17 protein-coding genes and 1 pseudogene are annotated in these 22,782 nt (G+C 72.8%); 8 read left to right on the forward strand and 10 right to left on the reverse strand.

Going from position 1 to position 22,782, the window contains the following annotated elements:
* Positions 1 to 34: 34 nt before the first annotated feature.
* The 6 genes from ACZ79I_RS38840 to ACZ79I_RS38865 form a co-directional block, all read right to left on the reverse strand.
* Complete coding sequence (locus tag ACZ79I_RS38840) at positions 35 to 679, reverse strand: acetate uptake transporter (protein ID WP_471504459.1); 645 nt, start codon at positions 677 to 679, stop codon at positions 35 to 37.
* Positions 680 to 965: 286 nt separating this feature from the next.
* Complete coding sequence (locus tag ACZ79I_RS38845; protein ID WP_471504461.1) at positions 966 to 2,525, reverse strand: sodium/solute symporter; 1,560 nt, start codon at positions 2,523 to 2,525, stop codon at positions 966 to 968.
* Positions 2,522 to 2,896 (reverse strand): hypothetical protein, encoded by a 375-nt coding sequence (locus ACZ79I_RS38850; protein WP_471504463.1) that lies wholly within the window; start codon positions 2,894 to 2,896, stop codon positions 2,522 to 2,524. The genes ACZ79I_RS38845 and ACZ79I_RS38850 overlap by 4 nt, the downstream gene beginning before the upstream one ends.
* The gene (locus ACZ79I_RS38855) at positions 2,889 to 3,710 is read right to left on the reverse strand and encodes a LytR/AlgR family response regulator transcription factor (protein WP_471504465.1); all 822 of its coding nucleotides are present in this window, start codon (positions 3,708 to 3,710) and stop codon (positions 2,889 to 2,891) included. The genes ACZ79I_RS38850 and ACZ79I_RS38855 overlap by 8 nt, the downstream gene beginning before the upstream one ends.
* Before the next feature lie 81 nt (positions 3,711 to 3,791).
* Entirely contained in the window at positions 3,792 to 4,997 is a 1,206-nt protein-coding gene (locus ACZ79I_RS38860; RefSeq protein ID WP_471504467.1) for a sensor histidine kinase, read from the reverse strand.
* 44 nt (positions 4,998 to 5,041) lie between these two features.
* Positions 5,042 to 7,477 carry a SpoIIE family protein phosphatase gene (locus tag ACZ79I_RS38865; RefSeq protein WP_471504470.1) on the reverse strand — a complete coding sequence of 812 codons (2,436 nt, stop codon included), beginning with the start codon at positions 7,475 to 7,477 and terminating at the stop codon, positions 5,042 to 5,044.
* Positions 7,478 to 7,596: 119 nt separating this feature from the next.
* Between ACZ79I_RS38865 and ACZ79I_RS38870 the strand changes: the two genes are divergently transcribed.
* From ACZ79I_RS38870 to ACZ79I_RS38890, 5 genes and pseudogenes are all read left to right on the forward strand, one after another.
* Positions 7,597 to 8,604: a DNA polymerase Y family protein gene (locus tag ACZ79I_RS38870; RefSeq protein WP_471504472.1), complete on the forward strand. Its 1,008-nt coding sequence runs from the start codon at positions 7,597 to 7,599 to the stop codon at positions 8,602 to 8,604.
* 45 nt (positions 8,605 to 8,649) lie between these two features.
* Positions 8,650 to 9,067: pseudogene (locus tag ACZ79I_RS38875) on the forward strand (MmyB family transcriptional regulator); the annotation flags it as partial.
* 138 nt (positions 9,068 to 9,205) lie between these two features.
* Complete coding sequence (locus tag ACZ79I_RS38880) at positions 9,206 to 11,965, forward strand: SpoIIE family protein phosphatase (protein ID WP_471504474.1); 2,760 nt, start codon at positions 9,206 to 9,208, stop codon at positions 11,963 to 11,965.
* A 267-nt stretch (positions 11,966 to 12,232) separates the two neighbouring features.
* On the forward strand, positions 12,233 to 13,384 hold the full coding sequence (locus ACZ79I_RS38885; RefSeq protein WP_471504476.1) for a glutathione-independent formaldehyde dehydrogenase: 1,152 nt from the start codon (positions 12,233 to 12,235) through the stop codon (positions 13,382 to 13,384).
* Between the two features lie 92 nt (positions 13,385 to 13,476).
* Positions 13,477 to 14,214 (forward strand): MBL fold metallo-hydrolase, encoded by a 738-nt coding sequence (locus ACZ79I_RS38890; RefSeq protein WP_471504478.1) that lies wholly within the window; start codon positions 13,477 to 13,479, stop codon positions 14,212 to 14,214.
* A gap of 61 nt (positions 14,215 to 14,275) precedes the next feature.
* Here ACZ79I_RS38890 and ACZ79I_RS38895 read toward each other — a convergent pair whose 3' ends face one another.
* Both ACZ79I_RS38895 and ACZ79I_RS38900 read right to left on the reverse strand, forming a co-directional pair.
* The gene (locus ACZ79I_RS38895; protein ID WP_471504480.1) at positions 14,276 to 16,447 is read right to left on the reverse strand and encodes a SpoIIE family protein phosphatase; all 2,172 of its coding nucleotides are present in this window, start codon (positions 16,445 to 16,447) and stop codon (positions 14,276 to 14,278) included.
* Between the two features lie 85 nt (positions 16,448 to 16,532).
* Entirely contained in the window at positions 16,533 to 17,813 is a 1,281-nt protein-coding gene (locus tag ACZ79I_RS38900; RefSeq protein ID WP_471504482.1) for an MFS transporter, read from the reverse strand.
* Positions 17,814 to 18,222: 409 nt separating this feature from the next.
* Between ACZ79I_RS38900 and ACZ79I_RS38905 the strand changes: the two genes are divergently transcribed.
* The 3 genes from ACZ79I_RS38905 to ACZ79I_RS38915 all read left to right on the forward strand — a co-directional run bounded on the left by ACZ79I_RS38905 (position 18,223) and on the right by ACZ79I_RS38915 (position 20,769).
* On the forward strand, positions 18,223 to 18,912 hold the full coding sequence (locus ACZ79I_RS38905) for an alpha/beta fold hydrolase (protein WP_471504484.1): 690 nt from the start codon (positions 18,223 to 18,225) through the stop codon (positions 18,910 to 18,912).
* 83 nt (positions 18,913 to 18,995) lie between these two features.
* A complete protein-coding gene (locus ACZ79I_RS38910) occupies positions 18,996 to 19,637 on the forward strand; it encodes a TetR/AcrR family transcriptional regulator (RefSeq protein WP_471504486.1) in 642 nt (213 codons plus the stop codon).
* Positions 19,638 to 19,770: 133 nt separating this feature from the next.
* Complete coding sequence (locus ACZ79I_RS38915) at positions 19,771 to 20,769, forward strand: ligand-gated ion channel (RefSeq protein WP_471504489.1); 999 nt, start codon at positions 19,771 to 19,773, stop codon at positions 20,767 to 20,769.
* 119 nt (positions 20,770 to 20,888) lie between these two features.
* On the opposite strand, the gene ACZ79I_RS38920 is transcribed toward ACZ79I_RS38915, so the two are convergent.
* Complete coding sequence (locus ACZ79I_RS38920) at positions 20,889 to 21,434, reverse strand: MarR family winged helix-turn-helix transcriptional regulator (protein ID WP_471504492.1); 546 nt, start codon at positions 21,432 to 21,434, stop codon at positions 20,889 to 20,891.
* Positions 21,431 to 22,777 carry an MFS transporter gene (locus ACZ79I_RS38925; RefSeq protein WP_471504495.1) on the reverse strand — a complete coding sequence of 449 codons (1,347 nt, stop codon included), beginning with the start codon at positions 22,775 to 22,777 and terminating at the stop codon, positions 21,431 to 21,433. The genes ACZ79I_RS38920 and ACZ79I_RS38925 overlap by 4 nt, the downstream gene beginning before the upstream one ends.
* Between the last annotated feature and the right edge of the window lie 5 nt (positions 22,778 to 22,782).

The raw sequence follows: 22,782 nt of genomic DNA on the forward strand, positions 1-22,782 counted from the left end.
CTCGTGGATCGATCGGACGGTCGGCGGGTGCGGATCAGGCCGGGAACGGCCACGTCGGCAGGGACTTGTTCTTCCAGGTGTTGTTGGCCACGCCGGCGAACGCGCCGTACCAGGCGAGCAGCGCGGTGAGCAGACCGCACCAGCCGCCGATGTGGATCAGCGAGGTCTGCTGCGCCAGCTGTCCGGCGGTGAGCAGCACGAACGTCACGCTCAGGACCGAGAAGACGGCGAGCAGGAGACCACTGATCCGGGTGGTGACGACCGTCATGAAGACGGTGAAGATCGTCCAGCCCAGCAGGAACAGACCCGTCGCCTGGTGGGCGTGCGCCGGCACCAGGTGGGGGGCGACGAACTTGACGTAGCCCGCGAAGGAGAGCCAGAAGGCGCCGTACGAGGTGAACGCCACGGCACCGAAGGTGTTGTTCTTACGGAACTCCCACATGCCGGCGAGGACCTGGGCGAAGCCGCCGTAGAACAGCGCGAGCGGCAGCACCACGGCCTCCAGCGTCATGTCCTTCATCAGACCGGCGTTGAAGACGGAGAGCACGAAGGTGGTCAGGGCGAACGCCGCCAGGCCCAGCGGACCCGGGTCGGCGATCGGCGGGTGCGACGGCGTCTGCACGGAGGGGGCGCCGGCAGCGAACTGCCGGTCGCTGACGGGCGTCTGGAGCTGGGTCACGGTGCTCTCCTTGGATCGAGGGGGGCGTACCTCGGCGCAGGGCGGGAAGTACGGGGGCCACTGAATCGGGCGGTGGCCGACGGCGCCGTGCGCGACGGACCGCGCACCGGCTCAGGGTGAGGAACCGGGTGCGCGGCGGTCTGTGCACGAGCGCGCGGACGGTTCCGGTGCCACTCCCGGTCGGAAGTGCGGCTCGGCTGCCGGGCGTTCCGCGGCGACTCGCTCTGGCGGGTTACTGTGCGGCACTCACGGGCCCGGCCGGGAGCCCCCTGGTGGTACTTGTCGATCAGCGGTGCGGGCGGCGCGACGGACGGCCGCGGCCCCGGGACGAGCGGTCGCCTCCCGCCGCCGAGTGGTCGGCCCCGGCGGCCGCCAGTTCCTCCGGCATGTGCAGGCGGGCCAGCATCACGGACGCCCCCGCGGGCACCCGTGCGCGCGTGGCCAGGGAGACGCCCACCATGGTCAGGAACGCCGCCGGTACACTCCACGCGGCCGGCTCGGCGAGCAGGGTCCCGGGCCAGCCCGGGCCGCCCGCCCCGAGCAGCGTGACGATGGCGGCGGCCAGCGCCAGCCCGCCGCCGAGCAGCATCCCGGCGACGGCCCCGGGCGCGGTCAGCCGCCGCCACCAGATGCCCAGCACCAGCAGGGGACAGAACGTGGACGCGGCCACCGAGAAGATCAGCCCGATCTCGTGGGCCACCGAGACACCGCTCTCCGACAGCAGCAGGGCGATACCGCAGGGGGCGATCACGGCCACCGCGGAAGCCTTGCGGAAGCCCCGTACGTCCCCCCCGACGACGTCCTGGGAGAGTACGGCGGCCACCGACAGGGCCAGCCCCGAACAGGTCGACAGGAAGGCGGCGAAGGCACCCGCGACCACCAGTGCCGTCAGCAGCTGCCCGGCGGCGCCGGGCACCAGCCGCTCCGGCAGCAGCAGCACCACCGTGTCCGCCCCGTTCGCCTCGGCCAGGCCCGGCGCGAACAGCCGCCCGAGTCCGCCGTACACCTCGGGCAGCAGGTAGAAGACACCCAGCAGACCGAGGACGCCGACCGTGGTGCGGCGGGCCCCGCGGCCGTCCGGATTCGTGTAGAAGCGGGCGATCACGTGCGGCAGCCCCATCGCCCCGAGGAAGGTGGCGACCATCAGCGAGTACAGGGTGTACAGCTGATGCCCGCCGTCATTGCGCACGGGAGGGCCGTGCGCGGCGGCGACGGCCGATGTGCCGGACGGGTGCCAGGCGCCGCGCCAGACGAGCAGCAGGACGATCGCCGGGACCGCGAGCGCGGCCAGCTTCAGCCAGAACTGGAACGCCTGGACCAGGGTGACGCTGCGCATGCCCCCGGCGATCACGCTCACCAGCACCACCGCCGACACCAGTACCGCACCCGCCCACGGGGGCGCGCCGAGTGTGGTGTGCAGCGCCAGGCCGGCGCCCTGCAACTGCGGCACCTGGTAGAGCCACCCGATGACCACGACGAACACGGTGGCCACCCGCCGTACACCCAGCGAGCCCAGGCGCGCCTCGGCGAAGTCGGAGACGGTGTAGGCTCCCGACCGGCGCAGTGGCGCGGCCACCAGGACCAGCAGGACCAGATAGCCCCCCGTGTACCCGATGCCGTACCAGAGCATGGTGCTTCCGTACGCCACCACCAGCCCCGCGATGCCCAGGTAGGAGGCGGCCGAGAGGTACTCGCCGCTGATGGCGGCCGCGTTCCGCAGGGGCGAGACCGTGCGGGAGGCGACGTAGAAGTCCGAGGTGGAGCGGGATCTGAGGCCGTAGCCGCCGACGGCCACCGTCGCGAGTACGACCAGCAGCACGGCGGTCAGGTTCTGGGCTGCGTTCATGACCGGTGGACGTTCTCCGCGAAGTCGCGTTCGTTGCGCTCGGCCCGCCGCACATAGCCGGCTCCGGCGGCCACCAGCAGCGCGTACACCGGCAGCCCGAGGATCAGCCACGGCAGGCCGACACCCCACAGACGCCCCTCGCGCAGCAGCGGCACGTACGCCAGCAGCGGCGGCAGGCAGGCCAGCGGCAGGCAGACCGCGGCGCAGATCAGCAGTCCGAGCCGGAGCTGGGAGCGGATCAGTGCCTTCACGTACACCTCGCCGAGCGCCGTCTGCTCGCGCACGTCCCGCACCACGGCGTGCCGCAGCGCGGGCCGGGCGGCCTGGGTGCGCGGATGGGTGACGGTCACGCGGCGCGGCAGCTCAGCCATCGGCGGCGGCCCTTCCCGGCGGGGACGACGGGGACAGCAGCAGCTCGCGCAGCTTCCGGCTGCTGCGGCGGCTGACCGGCAGCACGGTGCCCGCCACACGCACCGACAGCCGTCCCGCATCGGTCAGCAGTTCCTCGATGTGCTCGGTCGCGACGAGGTGGCGGCGGTGCACCCGCACGAATCCGGCGTCCTGCCACTCGTCCTCCAGCGTGGACAGCGGCACCCGCAGCAGATGGCTGCCGGAGGCGAGGTGCAGGCGTACGTAGTCGCCGCACGCCTCGACGTGCCGCACCTCGGAGCGCTGGATGAACCGCGTCACGCCGGACAGCTCGACGGGGATCACCTGGTCGTCGGAGGCCGCCGCCACGGGCGTGGGCGAGGCGGTGAGGGCCGGGGGCCTGGCGGTGGGCGTCTCCCGTTCCGTGCGGCCCGGTCCGGGCTGCCGCTCGGCGATCCGCCGCACGGTCTCGGCGAGCCGGTCGGAGCGGACGGGCTTGAGCAGGTAGTCGAGGGCCCGCACCTCGAAGGCCGGCACCGCGAAGTCGTCGTACGCGGTCACGAACACCACGGGCGGCGGCTCGGCGAACCGGGAGAGGACCCTCGCCACGTCGAGGCCGTCGAGCCCGGGCATGCGGACGTCCAGGAAGACCGCGTCCATGGCGCGGTCCTCCTCCAGCGCGCGGTCCAGCGCTCGCAGTGCGGCGGCCCCGTCCGCGGCGGACTCCACCGGCCCGACGCCCGGGATCAGCCCGAGGAGGTAGACCAGCTCGTCAAGTGCGTGCGGCTCGTCATCGGCCACCAGGAAGCGCAGCATGTGTGAGTGTGGACATTCTTCGCACATTCGGTCAATCCACTTAGGGGTGTGGGGTTAGTCACACATGTGAACGTCGGGTGCTCACTTGAGCGTATCGGGTCGGCCGGTCATGCGTTCCCCGCCGACGGCGGGAGCCGACACGCCCGCCCGGTACTTGGGCACGCGCATGCGCACCCGGGTCCCCGCTCCCGGCGCGGTCTCGATCACGAGTCCGTACGCGTCGCCGTACACCTGGCGCAGCCGGGCGTCGACGTTTCCGAGCCCGACCCCGCCCGATCCGGCGGCACCGGGCATCCCCGCTCCTCCCGCCGCCAGGATGCGCCGCAGCTTCTCGGGGTCCATGCCGACCCCGTCGTCCTCCACGGTGATGTGCGCCTCGGCGCCCGCGTCCCCCGCGATCACGGTGATCTGCCCCGGCCCCGGTTTGCCCTCGAAACCGTGCCGTACCGCGTTCTCGACCAGGGGCTGCACGCACAGGAAGGGGACCGCCACCGGCAGCACCTCCGGCGCGGCCTGCACGTCGACGCGCAGCCGGTTCCCGAAGCGCGCCTGCTCCAGCAGCAGGTACTGGCCGATGGAGCGGAACTCCTCCGCCAGCGTGGTGAACTCTCCGTGCCGGCGGAACGAGTAGCGCGTGAAGTCCGCGAACTCCAGCAGCAGTTCGCGGGCGCGCTCCGGATCGGTGCGCACGAACGACGCGATCGCGGTGAGCGCGTTGCACGAGAAGTGCGGGGAGATCTGCGCGCGCAGCGCACGCAGCTCCGCCTCCACCAGGCGGGTGCGGGAACGGTGCAGTTCCGCGAGTTCCAGCTGGCCGGAGGTCCAGCGGGCCACCTCACCGGTCGCCCGGACCAGCCCCGCCGACATCGCCGGGGCATACGCGAGCAGCGCGCCCTCGACCCGGTCCTCCACGACCAGCGGTGCGACGACGGCCTCCCTGACCTCGCAGCGCGCCTGCCCGCACCACACCCGGTCGGCCTTGACCACGGCCGTCCTGCCGCCCGCGAGCACCTCCGCCGCCAGGTCCAGGACCTGCGCGGCGTGGTGCTTTCGGGCACCGTCCCAGGTCAGCACGCGCTCCGTGTCCGTGACGGCCAGCGCGGGAACGCCGAGCAGCTCGCGCAGATGCCGCGCGGCCGCGCCGGCCGACGACTCCGTCAGCCCACCGCGCAGTGCCGGTGCCGCGAGAGACGCACGGTGCAGCGCCTCGAACGCGGCCTGCCCGGCCCGCCCGTCGAATCCAGGGTGCCGGCGCAGCCATCTGCGCTGCCGGAATATGCCCGCCATGCCGGACACGGTAACCCGACGTGGGGGCGGCGCGGCGGACGGAGTCAGGTGCCGGGGGCGGGGCGCGGTTCGCCGGCGACCTGCGCGGGCAGCGGTTGCTCGGTCCAGATCGTCTTGCCCCGGCGGGTGTGGCGGGTGCCCCAGCGCTCGGTGAGCTGGGCGACCAGCAGCAGCCCCCGGCCGCCCTCGTCGGTGGTGTGCGGATGGCGCAGATGGGGGGCGGCGCTGCTGGTGTCGGCGACCTCGCAGATCAGGGAGCCGTTCCGGATCAGCCGCACCCGGATCGGGCCCGGGGCGTAGCGGATGGCGTTGGTCACCAGCTCGCTGACGACCACCTCCGTCGTGAACGCGAGATCGGACAGGCCCCAGCTGGCGAGCTGGCGGTCGGCCAGGGTGCGGGCGGTGGCCACGATCACGGGGTCGCTGGGGAAGGTCCAGGAGGCGACCTCGTCCTCGCGCAGGACGCGCGTGCGCGCGACCACGAGCGCCACGTCCTCCTCGGGCCGCGCGGACAGCTCGGAGTAGATCACCGCGTCGCATGCCTCCCGGACGCTCGAGTGCGGCTGGACGAGGATGCGCCGCAGCCGCTCCAGCCCTTCCGCGGGGGGCCGGCCCACGAGCCCCTCGGTGTAGAGGGCGATCAGACTCCCCTCGGACAGGTGCGTCTCCCAGGTCTCGAACGGCAGCCCGTCGCCGCCCAGCGGCGAGCCGGCGGGCGCGCCGGCCGGCCGCGCACGCCCGTCGGGGTGGGTCAGGAGCGGGGCGGGGTGCCCGGCACGGGCGACGTCCAGACGTCGGCTCACGGGGTCGTAGACGGCGTACACGCAGGTGGCGGTGGTGGGCCGGCCGTTGAGCGGTTCGCTGCCGGGGACCGCCCGGCCCTCCTCGGTGAGCCGCACCATCAGGTCGTCGAGGTGCGCCAGCACCTCGTCCGGGGCCAGGTCCAGGGCGGCCAGGCTGTGGGTCGCCGCGCGGAGCCGGCCCATGGTGGCCACGGCGCGCATGCCGTGGCCCGCCACGTCCCCGACCGTGAGCGCGACCCGTGCGCCGGACAGCGGGATGACGTCGTACCAGAGCCCGCCCGCGTGCCCCGGCAGGTAGCTGAACGCCGCCTCGACGGCGTACTGGGCGGGCAGCCGCATCGGGAGCAGGCTGTTCTGGAGGACCAGGGCCGCGGTGCGCTCCCGCGCGTACCGGCGGGCGTTGTCCACACACAGGGCGGTGTGCGCGGCGAGCTCGGCGGCGATGGTCAGGTCCTCCTCGTCGAAGGGGTCGGGCGTCGCGGACCGGTAGAAGCTCGCCGCGCCGAGCACCACTCCGCGCGCGGCCAGCGGCACCACCATCATCGAGTGCACGCGCGCGGCGCGCATGCGGTCGGCTCTGAGGGGATCGTGCGCCAGCCAGTCGCTGTCCTCGTCCACCTCGCGGACCAGGCGGGGGCGCAGATCGGCCAGGCACTGGGTCAGTGGCGTGGGGAAGCCGTACGACGCCTTGTCGCCCGTCGCGTAGGCGGGCCTGAGACCGGCGGCCTCGGCCGACCGGAACGCGGCGCGCCGGAAGGTGATCTCGTAGGGCACCGGCCCCGGCTGGTACGCCTCGCCCTGGTAGACGGTGTCCAGCACGTCCACGCTCACGGCGTCGGCCACACGCCCGGTCGCCACCTCGGCGAGCTCCTCCGTCGTGCGGCCGATGTCCAGGGTGGTGCCGATGCGTGTGGAGGCGTCGTTGAGCAGTTCGAGGCGGGCCCGGTACCGGTGGCGTTCCGTGATGTCGATGGCCACGGTCGCCACTCCCAGGTTCTCTCCGGCGCGGTCGCGCAGCCGGAAGGCCGACAGGGAGAACACGTGCTCGTGACGGGGGTCGGCCGGGGTACTTCCCGGCTGGACGAAGTCGATGACCGGCTCACCGGTGCTCAGGACGTGCCGCAGCTGTCGCTCGGCGGCGTCGGTCACCAGGCCGGGCGCGACATCGCGGGCCCGCCGCCCGATGACGTCCTCGGCGCGGACGCCGCGCATGCCGGGCGAGGCGGTGTTGAACCGCACCAGCCGGAGACGTGTGTCGAGGACGTGCAGTCCGAACGGCGACTCGCTCAGCAGCGCTTCGAGCACCGCCCGGTCGAATTCGGCCGGGTCCGCGCCCGGTGCGCGGCCGAGGTGGACCGCCCAGGTCACGGGACCCTCCGCGCCGATCTGCGGGCACATCCACCACTCGGTCTCCACCGCGCGACCGCAACGGTCACGCAGGCGCACCCGGTTGCCGCCGCAGACCGGCGGGATCTGCGGAGCGGCCGTCTCGGCCGCCGGGCCGGGCCGGACCAGCAGCGACGACAGCGGCCGGCCCACCATCTCCTCGGACCCGTGGCCGAGCAGGGCCTCGGCCTCCTTGCTCCACTCGGTGATCACCCCCGCGGAGTCCAGGAGGACCCTCGCCGGAGTCACCGGGACGCCGACGCCGTCCGGCCCCTTGTCCGGAGCGCTCATCGCGGCCCTCCCTTCGTCCGGAGGCGTGCGCTGTCTGCCCGGGTACCCACCGCCCGGGCCCTCAGCCCTCGCGTGTTCGAATTATCGTTCGATAATGTGGATCGCGGGAGGTGGACGCCATGACCACGGACGGGACGAGGGACGACATGTCGACCGTGATGCATGTGCGCTGCCCCGACCGCCTGTCGGAGGACGTCTTCCGGCAGGTCCTGGAACAGCTGACGGAGCTGTCCCCGGTCGTCCAGGCCCTTCCGCCGTCGGCGGCCCTGGTGGAGCTGAAGGGCGCGCTGCGCTATCACGGCGTCGGCGCACGCCGGCTGGGGGAGATGCTGCGGGTGCGGACCATCTCCCGGCTGGGCGTGGACGTCCGCGTCGGGATCGGGCCGACCATCACCGTCGCGGCCACCGCCTCCGGACGGATCCGGCCACCGGGAGGCGTCCTCGCCATCGAGCCCGGCGACGCCGCCGAGTGGCTGGGGTCCCTGCCCGTCGAGGCCCTGCACGGCATCGGCCCCCGCCAGGCCGGGATCCTGCGGGACTACGGCATCCACACCGTCGGCCTCCTCGCCGCCGTGCCCCCGGCCACCGTGCAGCGGCTGCTGGGCGGCCGGGCCGGCCGCCTGGCAGCCGACCGGGCCCGCGGCATCGACCCCCGGCCCGTCGTACCCCGCGCCCTTCCCGCCTCCGCCGTGGTCCGCTGCGACTTTCCCCAGCACACCCTTGACGGCGCCACGGTCCGCGCGGCCCTGCTGGATCTCGTGGTCCGGCTCGGACGGCTGCTGCGCCACCGGGGCCAGGCGGCCCGCGGGCTGACGCTGACACTGCGGTTCGCCGGCGGCGCGCGCTGGGAGAAGACACGCCGCCTGGAGCAGCCCTCGGCGCACGACGACGATCTGCGCGTGCCGGCCTACCGGTTGATGGACGCGGCGGCCCTGCAGCGCGGCCGGCTCACCGGTATCGAGCTGAAGGGCGAGGACCTGGTCGACGCCGGCCAGGTCGCCGAACAGCTCAGCCTGGACCGCGCCCGCGAGGCCCGGCTGGCCGCCGAAGAGGTCAGCGACCGCATCAGCGACAAGTTCGGGCCCGGTGTGATCGGCCCGGCCGGTACGTTCCGCGACGTCTCCTGACCGGCGTCGTCCGCCGTGGCGGCCCCCGTGCCCGGTGCCGGCGGCCGCGGCCCCAGGCCCTCGCCGCGCATCCTGGACGCGCTGGCCCAGGCCCTGCGGCTCACCCCGGCCGGACACAGCCATCTCCTTCCGGCTCGCCGGTTCCGGCGCCCCGCCCCCTGCCGGCGCCGTGCGGCGGGTGCGGCCGCACGGCGCGCGGATGCTGCGGCGGCTGCCGGAGACCGGTGCGATCGTCACCGACGCGGCCTGTGGCGTCGTCGCCTGGAACCCCCTGGCGCAGCCGCTGCTGGGCGGCGGTCTCGGAGCCGGGACGGCGACCCGGGCCCGCCGGCGCTTCCTCGGGCAGGGGCGTTCGCATGAGAGCTCCGGCGCCGAGGAGTTCGGGCGCATCGTGGCGGCACGACCGCGCCGTGCCGCCGACCGCCACCCCCACGACGCCTCACTCGCCGCCCTGCCGGCCCAGACGCAGCGCGTCGCGATGTCGTGAGGCCGGCGGTGCGGATGTGACCCATGGGGCTCATGGGAAAGAAATCCCCTGCCGGGAACCGGTCATCGGGTCAGGCCGTGGCCACCGGGGATCAACCAGTGCTAGAAATGGGGCATGGCGGACCGTTTCGTCCGGTTTCGACGCGTATCGCTGCGGTCACTGATCGGAAAGAGCCCGCGAAGCGTTGCCGGGCAGGTGTTCGTCCTGCAGGTGGCGCTGGTGGTGCTGCTCGTGGCGTGTGCCGTCATCGCGCTGGTGCTGCAGTCCGAGCGGGACACCGACGCCGAGGCCAAACGCCGCTCCATAGCCGTGGCGCAGACCTTCGCGCACTCCCCGGGCGTCGTGGCGGCGCTGCAGACCCCCGAGCCGTCGAAGATCCTCCAGCCGCTCACCGAGGCCGGGCGCAAGTCCGCGGGCGTCGACTTCATCGTGGTCATGGACACCAAGGGCATCCGCTACACCCACCCCCTGCCGAGCCGGATCGGCAAGCGGTTCGTGGGCAGGATCGGCCCGTCACTGCAGGGGAAGGTCTACACCGAGAGCGTTCACGGCCCTCTCGGCCACGAAATGCAGGCAACGGTGCCCATCAGGAACGACAACGGCAAGATCGTGGCCCTGGTCTCCGCCGGGCTGAAGGTCAAGAACGTCACCAACCAGGTGGACCGGCAACTCCCCATCATCCTGGCCGCGGGGGCCGGCGCGCTCGTGGTCGCCACCGGCGGGACCGCACTGGTGGGCAGACGGCTGCGCCGGCAGACCCACAGCCTGGCCCCCGAAGAGATGACCCGCATGTACGAGCACCACGACGCGGTGCTCCACGCCGTGCGTGAAGGCGTGCTCATCATCGGGGACGACGGGCGGCTGCTGCTGGCGAACGACGAGGCCAGGCGGCTGCTGGAGCTCCCGCCGGACGTCGAGGGGCGGCATGTGTGGGAGCTGTCGGACCTCGACCCCGAAACGGTGGCGCTGCTCGTGTCCGGACGCGAGGCCACGGACGAGGTGCACTTCGCCGGGGAGCGGCTGCTGGCGGTCAACCAGCGCCCCACGGACCGCGACGGAGGTCCCAAGGGAACCGTGGTGACGCTGCGCGACTCCACCGAACTGCAGGCCGTGTCCGGCAGGGCGGAGGTCGCACGTGAGCGGCTCAAGCTGCTCTACGACGCCGGGCTGGGCATCGGCACCACCCTCGACGTGATCCGCACCGCCGACGAACTGGCACAGGTCGCCGTCCCCCGATTCGCCGACTTCGTCACCGTGGACCTGGCCGACGCCGTGCTGCACGGCGAGGAGCCGCCCGGCGCGGCGACGGCCATGCGCCGCACCGCCGTGCACGGCGTCCGCGACGACCACCCGCTCTACGAACAGGGCCGGCTGATCGACTTCCTGCCCTCCACGCCGCAGGCGCGCGGCTACGGAAGCGGGAAGTCCGAGCTGGTGCCCGACCTGTCGACCGCCACCGGCTGGCACGCACAGGACCCGGAGCGCACCAAGGCGATCCTCGAATACGGCATCCACTCGCTCATCGCCGCCCCGATCCGGGCCCGCGGCGTCGTCCTGGGCATGGCCAACTTCTACCGCTCCGAGCAGCACGGCCCCTTCGACGAGGAGGAGCAGTCCCTGGCCGAGGAGCTGGTGGCCCGGGCCGCGGTCAGCATCGACAACGCCCGCCGGTACACCCGCGAGCACGCCCTGGCGGTGACCCTGCAGCGCAGCCTGCTGCCGCGGGCCCTGCCCGAGCAGAGCGCCCTCGACGTCGGCTACCGCTACATCCCCGCGCAGTCGGGCGTGAGCGGCGACTGGTTCGACGTGATCCCCCTGCCCGGGAGCCGGGTGGCGCTGGCCGTCGGCGACGTGGTCGGCCACGGTCTCCACGCCGCCGCCACCATGGGCCGGCTGCGGACGGCGGTGCACAACTTCTCCACGCTCGACCTGCCGCCCGACGAACTGCTGAGCCATCTCGACGACTTGGTCGGCCGGATCGACCAGGACGAGTCGACCACGGAGGGCGCCGCGGGTGTGGTGGGCGCCACCTGCCTGTACGCGATCTACGACCCCGTGACGCGCCGCTGCGCCATGGCACGCGCCGGCCATCTGGCGCCCGCGCTGGTCTCCCCCGAGGGAAGCGTCACCTTCCCCGACCTTCCGGCCGGGCCGCCGCTCGGCCTCGGCGGCATGCCGTTCCAGACGGCCGAGCTGGACCTCGCGGAGGGCACCCAGCTCGTCCTGTACACCGACGGCCTCATCGAGGACCGCAGGCGCGACCTCGACGTGGGCATGGAACTGCTGCGCGACGCGCTCGCGGGCCATCCCGACCGGCCGCCCGACGAGAGCTGCCAGGCCGTGGTGGAGGCGCTGCTGCCCGGGCGCCCCGCGGACGACGTCGCCCTGCTCATCGCCCGCACGCAGGGGCTGGCGCCCGAGCGGATCGCCGACTGGGACGTGCCGTTCGATCCGGCGGCCGTCGCGGGGATGCGCGTCGTCCTGTCCGAGAAGCTCGACGAGTGGGGCCTGTCGGAGCTCGGCTTCTGCATGGAACTCGTCCTGAGCGAGCTCATCACCAACGCCATCCGCTACGGCACCGAGCCGATCCACGTACGGCTGATCCACGACCGCACCCTGATCTGCGAGGTGTCCGACGGCAGCAGCACCTCACCGCATCTGCGCTACGCGGCGACGACCGACGAGGGGGGCCGCGGCCTGTTCCTGGTGTCGCAGGTGACCGAGCGCTGGGGCACCCGCTACACCGCTCAGGGCAAGGTGATCTGGGCCGAGCAGGCGCTCCCGGAGGCCGCCGGGAAGCCCGCGCTGGCGCCCCCGCGGACGGACGCGGCCCTGCTGGGCGTCCACGGATCCGGTCCGCAGGCACCGGCGTGACCCGGCAACGGGGAGGCGTCCGGGCCCTGGAACCGTTCGCCCACCGCTGCGGCCGGCGAAGGCCCGTACGCGGTGCGTCACTTGATGCCGTACCCGGCGTGGGTTGCGGTCCGTGCCGTAGGGGCGTTACCTGGAAGTACCGGCGGTGAAGCGAGCGCGCCCGGGGCCACGGCCCACAGACCGACGGCCCGCGTTCCCCTGTGTGTCCCCCGGTAGCGGCCCGGCCGTCGCCGCCGACATCCGGCGCTCGACGCGGAGGTGACCCAGGTGAAAGCCGTCGTCTACGAAAAGCCCTTCAACGTGGCCGTGAGGGACGTCGAAGACCCGCGGATCCAGCACCCCAACGATGTGCTGGTGCGGGTCACGTCGACCGCGATCTGCGGATCGGACCTGCACATGTACGAGGGCCGCACGGCGGCCGAGTCGGGCATCGTCTTCGGCCACGAGAACCTCGGCATAGTCGAGGAGGTCGGGCCCGGCGTGACCTCCCTGGCCCAGGGTGACCGGGTCGTGATGCCCTTCAACGTCGCGTGCGGATTCTGCAAGAACTGCCTCGCCGGGAAGACCGGATTCTGCCTGACGGTCAATCCCGGCTTCGCCGGCGGAGCCTACGGATACGTGGCGATGGGACCGTACACCGGCGGTCAGGCGGAGCGGCTGCGCGTGCCCTACGCCGACTTCAACTGCCTGAAGCTGCCGCCCGGTGACGAGTTCGAGACCGACTTCGTCCTGCTCGCCGACATCTTCCCGACGGGCTACCACGGATGCGAACTCGCCCAGGTGTCCCCGGGTGAGAGCGTGGCCGTCTTCGGCGCCGGACCGGTGGGGCTGATGGCCGCCTACTCGGCGCTGCTGCGCGGCGCCTCGAAGGTGTTCGTCGTCGACCGGGTGCCGGAACGGCTCGCCAAGGCGCGGGAGATCGGCGCCATTCCCGTCGACTTCACCGCGGGCGACCCCGCCGAGCAGATCAAGGAGCAGACGGGCGGGGAGGGCACCGACAAGGGTGTGGACGCCGTCGGCTACCAGGCCCAGGCGCACGACGCGAGCCACGAGGAACCCGCCGTCGTCCTCAACACGCTCGTCGAGACGGTGCGGCCGACCGGCATGCTCGGCGTCCCGGGCCTGTACGTGCCCGCGGACCCGGGCGGCCCCGACGAGCACGCCAAGCACGGCCAACTCCTGGTCTCCATCGGCCGGATGTTCGAGAAGGGCCAGCAGATGGGCACCGGCCAGTGCAACGTCAAGCGGTACAACCGCCAGTTGCGCGACCTGATCATCGCCGGTCGTGCCAGGCCCAGCTTCGTGGTCTCCCACGAACTGCCGCTGGAACAGGCGCCGCAGGCGTACGAGAAGTTCGACAAGCGTGTCGAGGGCTACACCAAGGTGGTGCTGCACCCCGGTCACGCACTCGCGGCATGACGGACGGGTCCGGGTGCGCCCGCGCCCGGCCTCGGGAGGTGCCGGCGGACGCCTGACGTGTCCGCCGGCACCTCCCGTGGGATCATGTCCGGATGCGCGGACTGAGCGTGCTGGGAACGTGCGGGGCCTGGCCCGAGGCCGGGCGCGCCGCCAGCGGTTTCCTCCTCGAGTACGACGGGTTCCGGCTGGTGCTGGACCTCGGTTACGCCACGCTGCCGCGACTGCTGGAGCGGTGCGCCGGGACCGACGTCGACGCCGTCGTCATCACCCACGAGCACCCGGACCACTGCGCCGATCTGAGCGCCTTGTGCCGGGCCCTCCTCTTCGGGCCCGGCCGGGCCGGGCCGGTGCCGCTGTACTGCACGCCCGGAGTGATCGGCCGGGTGCAGGCCATGGAGCCGACCGAAGACCTGCTCGACGTCTTCGACGTGCATCCGCTCCCGGCCCGCCACCGGGTCGGCCCGTTCGTGCTCGACAGCGCTCCGCTTCCCCATCACGTTCCGCACGCCGGTGTCCGGCTGACCGCGCCGGGCCTGACCCTGGCCTACAGCGGCGACGCGGGCCCGGACCCCGCCCTGGGCCGACTCGCCGCCGGCGCGGACCTGTTCGTCGCCGGGACGACGCTCCAGGCCGGCGGCCCAGACGGCGCCGATCCCCGGCTGATGAGCGCCGCGGACGCCGGAACCTGGGCCGGCCGCGCCGGGGCCGGACGCCTCGTCCTCACGCACTTCTGGCCCGGCAGCGACCGCGAACGCTCCGTCGCGCAGGCGCGCGCCACGTTCACCGGCGACGTCGTCGCGGCGGACGAAGGAGCGGTGTTCACCGTCTGACGGCCGGGCGCCGGGACGGTGCGTACGGCACTCCGGTCATCCGGCGCTGCGCCGAGGGACCTCAGACGGCGGTCACCACCAGCGCCGCCTGGTCGTCGCGGGAGGTGTCGTGCGTGAAGGCGGCGACCGACGTGGTGACGGATTCGAGCAGGGTGACGGCCCCGGGAGAGGCGGCGGGGGAGGCGCAGAGGGCGTCGGTGAGCCGTTCCTCGCCGAACTGCTCGCCCTGCGGGGAGCGGGCCTCGGTGATGCCGTCCGTGACCAGGACCAGGCTGTCGCCCGGGCGCAGGTCGACGCGCGCGGGCGAGCCCACGCTCTCGCAGCCGATGCCCAGCAGCAGCCCCGGCGGCACGAGCCGTTCCACGCTGCGGTCGGCGCGGCGCACGAGCGGAGGCACATGGCCCGCGCGCATCAGGCTCACGGCCAGACCGGAGGGACTGCGGCGCAGTTCGCCGTAGACCAGAGAAACGAAGAGGTCCCGGTCGGCGGTGTGCTCCTCCAGGGCGTCGTTGATCGCGGCGACCACGGACACCGGGTCCTCCACCAGCCTGGCGACGGCACGCGCCGTGTGGCGGACCATGCCGGTCGTGGTGGCGGCCACCGCGCCGTGACCGCACACGTCGCCGATCATGAGGGCCCAGCGGTCGCCGGGCAGCGGGAAGACGTCGTAGAAGTCGCCGCCGACGTCGAGCCCCTCGCCGGCCGGATGGTAGGACGCAGCCAGAGCCGCACCCGGCACCTGGGGCAGTTGCGGCGGCAGCAGGCCGGCCTGGAGGTCATGGGCGAGCCGCACCCGGTAGGTGAACTGGCGTGCGTTGTCGGCGTTCAACGCCGCCCTGCCGGCGAGTTCCTCGGCCAGGGCGACGACATGGCCGTCCGGGTCGCGGTCGATGCCCAGCAGCGCCAGCACGCCGAAGGTGCAGCCGCGGGCCGTCAGCGGCACGCACAGGTAACCGGTGCCGCGCCCGCCGGGCCCCGCCTCGGGGGAGGAGCCGAGGAGCCCGGTCTCCGTCGTGCCGGAGGCAAGCACACGGGCGACCGCGCGATCCGCCTCGTCGTACCACCTCGATGCCACCAGCAGGTCCTCGTCCGCCGAGGTCGCGGCCGCGAAGGCGATCCGCGTGCAGCGGCCGCGCTCCTCCACGTAGACGGCGCACAGCGGTGCCAGCTCGGGCACGGTCAACTGGGCCAGGCGCCGCAGGCTGTCGGCGTAGTGCTGCTCGCGCGCGATGGCGGTGCTCGCGTCCAGGACGAAGGCCAGGTCCTCACGGGCCGCGTTCTCCCGCTCGCGCGCGGCGCGGCCGGCCGCCAGGGACTCATGGCGCTCGATGGCCAGCGCCGCGATGCGGGTGAAGGCGGATCCGAGCGCAAGGTCCTTCGGGGTGGGGGTCCTCGGGGTGCGGTGGTACATGGCGAACGTGCCCAGCAGCCGGCCGCCCGTGCCCAGGATCGGGGTGGACCAGCAGGCCGCCAGTCCGGCGCGCTTCGCCACTGCGCGGTAGTCCTCCCACAACGGGTCGGTGGCGATGTCGCGGGTGAACACCGGCGCACGGCGGTGCGCCGCCGTGCCGCAGGCCCCCACGCCCTCGGCGATCGGGATGCCGTCGATCGCCGCGTTGTAGAAGGCGGGCAGACCGGGGCCGGCGCCGTGCCGCAGCCGCCGCCGGCCGGGGTCGGTGAGCAGCACCGAGACGATCATCTCGGGGGAGAGGTCCCCGATGGCCTTGGCCATGCCGCTGAGGATCTCCTGGAGCGGGGCCTCACGCACGATCTGTTCCAGCAGAGCGCGCTGCTCCGCGGCCAGCAGTTGGGTGTCGTGGTAGACGGTGGTGTCGACGGCGATCATCACCACACCGTCGATCCGGCCCGTCGCGCACCGCCGGGGTTCGCACGTCAGGTCGAAGAACCTCTCGTGCGGCCCTGCGGGCTTTCCCAGGAGCAGCCGGCTGTCCCGGGCGCGATGAGGAATCCCGGTGCGGTACACCTCTCCCAGACGGGCGAGCAGGCCCTGCCGTGCGAGGCCCGGTAGCAGGTCCGCGATCGGCATGCCGGTCTCCGTCCGGCCGCTGCCGACGAGGGCGAAGAAGGCCGAATTCGCCGATTCCACCACATGCTGGGGGCCGCCCAGCGAAGCGAAGATCACCGGGGCGGGCCCGAACAGCTCCGCCTCCGCGCGCCACCGGGGTGAGAGGGCCGTCGCACCGGCCGGACCTGACCTGGGGCCTACGGGCATCACCGATGCCTCCCTCCCACGGTCTTACCTTCACTGTCCCACGTCTTGGTGTGTTAGGGGGTGCTTTGAGAAGTTTATTCCGATATTAGGTCGCGGCCCGGGACGGATCCGCCGTGCCACGCAGCACCGGTGCGCTGCGCAGCCGTACGAAGGTGACCGTCAGGGCCAGGGCCTGCAGCACCGCGCACCCTCCGATCGCCGCGGTCAGGTACGGCGCCGGTGTGAGGGCGATGACGACGCCGGCGAGGGGGAAGGGCAGCAGCAGGAGCAGGATGGTCAGGGACAGGGTCGTGCCGAAGGCCGCGGGCGGAATGACCAGGGAGCGCACGGTCCGCAGGACGACGGTGAGCCCGCCGTCGCCGGCCATGAACAGCGCCACCAGGACCGTGTAGGCGGGGTAGGAGGGTGCGTAGGGGAGGGCGAGGCAGGCCGCCGCGGCCACGGTCGAGCTGATGACGCCGACGCCCCACAGGCCCACCCGGTTGAGGGCGAACCGGCAGCAGGCGATGGCGAGGAGCGTGGAGGCGGCGGCGGCCGACCAGAGGGTGCCGACGGCGGCCGGGGAGCGGCCGAAGCCGTCCACCACGATGACGGGGCTCGCCGACTGCAACAGGCCCAGGGCGAGGTTGGAGCAGGCCAGCCCGGCCACGAGCCGGCTCAGGACGGGCAGTGAGCGCAGGGTCTCCCACCCTTCCCGCAGCCCTCCGCTCTGCTCCTGCCCGCCCTGCTGTGCGGCGCGCAGGGGGGTGGGCGGGGTCTGAAGGGCGAGTCCGGCCGACAGGAACGACAGCAGGCTCAGGCATGCGAGCATGCCGGTCGGCCCGGCCAGAAGGAGGACACCGCCCAGCGCCGGACCGGCCAGGGTGGCCGTCTGGTCGATGCCGATGAGCACCGACTGCACCTTGTGGGACCGGCCCTCCACCCGGCGGCTGACGACGGCGCCGACGGCTTCGTTGGCGATGAAGCTGAACTGGGTGAGTGTGCCGGTCACGGCCGCCAGCGCCATGACGGCGACCGTCTCGGCCGTTCCCCGCGGCAGCATCACCAGCACGACGGCGGCGGCCGCCACCAGCACGGCGCGTGTCAGGGAGGCGAGGAAGCACACGATCGCGGCGCCGCTCCGGTCCACCAGGCCCCCCGCCAGGCCGAACGCGGCCACCCGGGGTATCCACTCCAGCGCGAAGGCCAGACCCGTCAGGGACGAGGAGCCCGTGGTCGCCAGCACCAGGAGCGGCATCGCGTAGGTCGACATGGAGAAGGCGAGCGCGTCGCAGGCGCGCGGTGCGTAGACCCGCCGGAAGAGGCTGCCGGCGGGCACGGCGGCGTGGCGGCCGGCGGGCCGGCTCTCGTACAGGGAGATGGACACGGAGTGGGGGGCTTTCGTCGAGCGGCAGGGGGCGGACGCAGGCTCGGGAGTCCTCAGGGCCCGGGCGCGGCCTCGTCCGTGGGGGCGCCGAACGGCGCGGCGGACGGCGGGGGACGGTTCACTACACGCTGATTCCAGCCATGGTCATGACATGCCTGTCGGCCACGGGAACTCCGCTCGGACGGGAGGCGGGAGGCAGGCGACAAGCACGCCGACACACCTGTTGAGGCGTGAACCATGGTGCGCTCACAAGATAGCGGAAACGGCTCCCCTGCCTGCCCGTGAGTTGCCCGTCCGAAGCGGATCCGGGCTTCTGGACGGCATGTTGGACACTGTGTCCAATCTCTTCTAGGCTCCTTCCACCGGCACGGAGAAGCGCCGTGGCCGTCCGATCGTGAGGTGGAGTGCCGTGACTGCTGGTGGAGCCGACCGACCGACCCTGCTCCTGGTGCACGGGGCCTGGCACGGCGCGTGGTGCTGGGAGAAGCTGACCCCGGTGCTCGCTGCCGACGGCTGGACGACCCGGACGGTCGCCCTGCCCAGCGCCGGGCGGGAGGCCGGAGTCCAGGACGACGCGCGCGTGGTGCTCGGTGAACTGGAGCGCATCGACGGGCCGGTGGTGGTGGTCGCCCACTCCTACGGCGGCATACCGGTCACCGAGGCCGTCGCCGAGGCCGCCCACGTCGCGCACGTCGTCTATCTGGCGGCGTACCGGCTCGACGTCGGGGAGAGCCTCCTGGGGTACCACGGCGCACCGGTGCCGACGGAGCCGCGCGGTTTTCAGCCCGTGCCCCGTCGCCCGGTCCCGAAGTTCTACACGGACGTGCCCCCGGCCGAGGCCGAGGAGGCGGCGGAGCGTCTGGTGCCGCAGAGCACGAAGTCCTTCAGCGACCCGCTGACCCGGGCCGGGTGGCACACCGTCCCGTCGACGTACGTGGTCTGCGAGCGGGACCAGGCGCTGCCGCCGCGGGACCAGGAGGAACTCGCCGCCAGGACCGGCGCGGTCCACCGCATCCGCAGCGACCACTCGCCGTTCCTCTCGATGCCCGGGGAGTTGGCCGCCCTCCTCGCGAAGATCGTGCTGGAGTCGGCCGGCTGAGCGGCGCCGCGCCGCCGCGGGGGGCCGCTCGGCACCCGCGGCACGGACCCCGCACCCCTCCACCGGCTCCCTAGGATGGCGGCATGGCTTCCACCACTCGACGACCTTCCAGCGCGGCCGGCCGGCGGGCCGCACTCGAGCAGCGGATCCTGTCGGTGCTCGAAGAACTCCTGCGCGGTGGTGCGACGTACACGGAACTGAGCGTGGAGCAGATCGCGAACGCCGCGGGGATCTCGCGCTCCACGTTCTATCTGTACTTCCGCGACAAGGTCGACGTACTGCTGCGGGTGAGCGGGACCCTCAAGGCGCGCAGCTACGAGATCGCGGAGGCATGGCGGCCCTGCGGCCCGGACGGCGGGGCCGCGGGTCTGGCGAGGACGTACGAACTCATCATGCGGCACTACCGCGAGCACGCGGCACTGCTGTCCGCGGTCCACGAGGTGGCCGCGTACGACCCCGCGGTCCGCGACGCGTGGGCGGCGTACCAGGACCGTTTCGCCGACCACCTGGTGACGGTCCTGAAGGAGGAGCAGCAGGCGGGCCGCACACCCGCCGACATCGTCCCCGAACTCGCCGCCAGGGTGATCGTCCAGGGAGGTGGGGAGGTCATCGCCCGGCAGGTCTCCGGCGGGGACGCCGGCGACGACGCCGTCGTCGCCCGGGAGTTGGCCCACGGCTACTGGCACGGGGTCTACCGCCGCCCCGACGCGCGTGCCGCCCGCTGACACCGACCGCGGCGGGACGCGTCGGGCGTCCGCCGCGGCCGCCGGTGTGCGCCGTGTGAGTGGTTCTGCAAAGGACGTACGACACCGCACCCGATCCGGGAGCCGGGCAGGCACAGGCCGTTAGCGTGCCGACGTGGAGACCTCCCCGTCCCGCCGGGTCCTCGACATGCTGCTGGCCTGCCTGGTTTCGGTTCCTTTGCTGACCGCCGCCGCCGGACCGGCCGACGCCGCGGTGCCCACCTGCCGGCTCGGTGCCTACGTCGCCGACCTGTACGGGCTGAACACACGGCAGCAGACCGTCAACGCGGACATCTGGTTCTGGAGCGTGTGCCCACGGGCGGACATGGAGCCGATCCGCCGCTTCGAGTTCATCAACGCCTCGCAGGCACGGAGGGCCGACCGCGTCAGCGTCCGGAGCAACGGCGAGTACTGGACGTACGAAAAGGTCGTGGCGACCTATCGTGACCAGTTCGACATCTTCGACTACCCGTTCGACCGGTACACCCTGGACTTCATCGTGGAGGACACCCGGGACGCGGCGCAGTTCGTCTACACGGCCGACCCGGCCAACTCCACCTACAATCCCGGCATCCGGATGGGAGGCTTCTCGATCAAGGGTTTCCGTGTCCTGGTGCGGGACCACCGTTACCGGACGACGTTCGGCGCCCCGGGACTGCGCCCCGGAAACGGCTCGGCCTACAGCCAGTTCGTCATCCGGATGAACATCGAGAGGATCGACGCCAGCGGTTTCATCCGGGAGACCTGGCCGGTCTACGTCTCCTTCCTGATCGCCCTGGCGACGTTCTTCATCTGGTTCGAGGACACCACGGCGGTGCTCGGCGCACGCCTGGGCATGCTGGGTGCCGCGCTGTTCACCATCGTGGTGAACCTGCGGGCCGCCAACCAGTCCCTCGGTACGGGGGTCGGGATGACCCTGGTCGACCAGATCCACCTGTACACGCTGGTGTACGTACTGGTCGGGGTGGCGACGACCACATACAGCTGGCGTGTCTCCATCCACCCCCAGGGAGAGTTCCGGGCCCGGCGGTTCAACCGCCGGGTGGCGCTCGTGGCCAGCCTCGGCTACGCGGCCGCGCTCGTGGCCGCCATCGCATCGGCACTGTCCGGATGAACAGGCGGGATGAACGGGGCGGGATGAACAGGGCCGGATGAACAGGGCCGGATGAACAGGGAGAGCACAGCACGGCCGCGCCCATCGACGCGCTGACGCAGGGCGGGCCGGGTCCCGGCTCAGCTCCGGTGGCGGACCCCGAAGCGGACGGAGTTGGCGGTCATCTTCTGCAGCAGGGCGATCAGGGTCTCCCGCTCGTCCTCGCTGAGGGTGCCCGCCCACTCCTGCTCCCGCGCGTTGTGGGCGCGGAAGGCGCGGGTGATGGCCTCGTGGCCCTGTTCGGTCAGGCTGAGGTGAACCGCTCGGCCGTCGAGCGGGGAGCGCTCCTTCACCACCAGCCCGTCCCGGCCGAGGGTGGCCACGAGGGCCGAGACCGCCGCGCGGCTCATCCCGGACAGCTCCGCGACCTGTTTCGCCTCCAGCGGGCCGGTCAGCCAGATGACGAAGAGGACGCGGAAGCCGGGCCAGGACCAGCCGCGCGGCCGGTGCACGGTGGACTCCAGATCGTAGACCAGCATGTTCGCCGCGCGGTGCAGCGTGAGCACCAGTCGCATCGCCAGCGGGTCGATGCCTGGCAGTTCCCGCGCGGTGCGCGCGATCGCGTGGTCGACGAACGACCAGAAGTCCAACTGGTCGCTGTCGCCGTCGGACGGTTCCGGGGTCACACCTGAAGTGTAGGCAGGACTTCGGGCCCGGACTCGGGGGCAGGAGTCTTCTCCCGCGGCCGGCGCGTCAGCACGAACAGGCAGGCCAGGCTGAAGGAGGCGATGAGCACCAGGTAGAGGGTGATGGGCCAGCTTCGGCCGTTGATGCCGTAGAGCGCGGTGGCGACGGTGGGCGCGATGCCGCCGCCGAGGACGGCGCCGAGCTGGTAGCCCAGCGAACTGCCGCTGTAGCGGAGCTTGGCCGGGAAGAGCTCGGAGAAGAGGGCGGCCTGCGGCCCGTAGGTGAAGCCGAGCATGACGGCCATCACCAGGAAGGCGAGCACGACGACCGGTACGGAGGCGCTGTCCAGCAGCGGGAAGAAGACCGCGGCGGCGGCGACCAGTCCGAGGGAGCCCGCGAGGAACACCGGGCGGCGGCCGAGCCGGTCGGAGAGCACCGCGGCTCCGGCGATGGTGACCAGCCAGGCGGCGGCGCCGACGAGGATGACGGCCAGCATGGTGTTGCGGCTCAGCCCGAGCACCTTGGTGCCGTAGGCCAGGGTGTAGGCCATGAAGATGTAGCCGATCGCGTTGTTCGCGACGAACGTCCCGCCCGCGAGCAGCACGTCCCGCCACTGGTGGCGCAGCACCTCGACGATCGGCAGCCGGGCCGGGCGCTCGTCCGCGGCGTCCCGCTTCACCGCGGCGAACTCCGGGCTCTCCTCGATCCTGGCCCGGATCACCAGGCCCACCACGATGAGCAGCGCGCTGGCCAGGAAGGGGATGCGCCAGCCCCAGTCGGTGAAGGCGGCGGTCCCCAGCCCCTGCGAGGTGGTCAGGAAGACGAGGTTGGCCAGGATGAGACCGCCGGGCACGCCCATCTGGGGGAAGCTGCCGTAGAAGCCGCGCCGGCCGTCGGGCGCGTGCTCCACCGCCATCAGGACGGCGCCGCCCCACTCCCCGCCCACGCCGAGGCCCTGCACGAAGCGCAGCACCACCAGCAGCACGGGCGCCCACACACCGATGGCGGAGTAGGTGGGCAGCAGGCCGATGCCGGTGGTGGCCAGGCCCATCACGGCCAGCGAGAGCACCAGCATCGACTTGCGGCCGATGCGGTCGCCGAAGTGCCCCATGACGATGCCGCCCAGCGGACGGGCGGCGAAGCCGACGGAGTAGGTGGCGAAGGAGGCGAGGGTTCCTGCCGCGGGCGAGAACTGGGGGAAGAACTGCGGGCCGAAGACCAGGGCCGCGGCCATGCCGTAGATGAAGTAGTCGTACCACTCCACGGCGGTGCCGACGAAGCTGCCGACGAGAACTCGCCGTGCGCTCGTTCTTGCAGGTGGGGACACGTTCGTGCGGGTCATGAGGG

The sequence above is a fragment of the Streptomyces sp. PSU-S4-23 genome (genome assembly GCF_055632315.1).

Bases quoted from the DNA above. Each gene is read 5' to 3' on its own strand.
- ACZ79I_RS38895 (WP_471504480.1), bottom strand. From the start codon at position 16,447: ATGCCCGTAGGCCCCAGGTCAGGTCCGGCCGGTGCGACGGCCCTCTCA.
- ACZ79I_RS38865 (WP_471504470.1), bottom strand. From the start codon at position 7,477: ATGAGCGCTCCGGACAAGGGGCCGGACGGCGTCGGCGTCCCGGTGACT.
- ACZ79I_RS38870 (WP_471504472.1), top strand. From the start codon at position 7,597: ATGACCACGGACGGGACGAGGGACGACATGTCGACCGTGATGCATGTG.
- ACZ79I_RS38860 (WP_471504467.1), bottom strand. From the start codon at position 4,997: ATGGCGGGCATATTCCGGCAGCGCAGATGGCTGCGCCGGCACCCTGGA.
- ACZ79I_RS38925 (WP_471504495.1), bottom strand. From the start codon at position 22,777: ATGACCCGCACGAACGTGTCCCCACCTGCAAGAACGAGCGCACGGCGA.
- ACZ79I_RS38845 (WP_471504461.1), bottom strand. From the start codon at position 2,525: ATGAACGCAGCCCAGAACCTGACCGCCGTGCTGCTGGTCGTACTCGCG.
- ACZ79I_RS38890 (WP_471504478.1), top strand. From the start codon at position 13,477: ATGCGCGGACTGAGCGTGCTGGGAACGTGCGGGGCCTGGCCCGAGGCC.
- ACZ79I_RS38855 (WP_471504465.1), bottom strand. From the start codon at position 3,710: ATGCTGCGCTTCCTGGTGGCCGATGACGAGCCGCACGCACTTGACGAG.
- ACZ79I_RS38880 (WP_471504474.1), top strand. From the start codon at position 9,206: ATGGCGGACCGTTTCGTCCGGTTTCGACGCGTATCGCTGCGGTCACTG.
- ACZ79I_RS38910 (WP_471504486.1), top strand. From the start codon at position 18,996: ATGGCTTCCACCACTCGACGACCTTCCAGCGCGGCCGGCCGGCGGGCC.
- ACZ79I_RS38850 (WP_471504463.1), bottom strand. From the start codon at position 2,896: ATGGCTGAGCTGCCGCGCCGCGTGACCGTCACCCATCCGCGCACCCAG.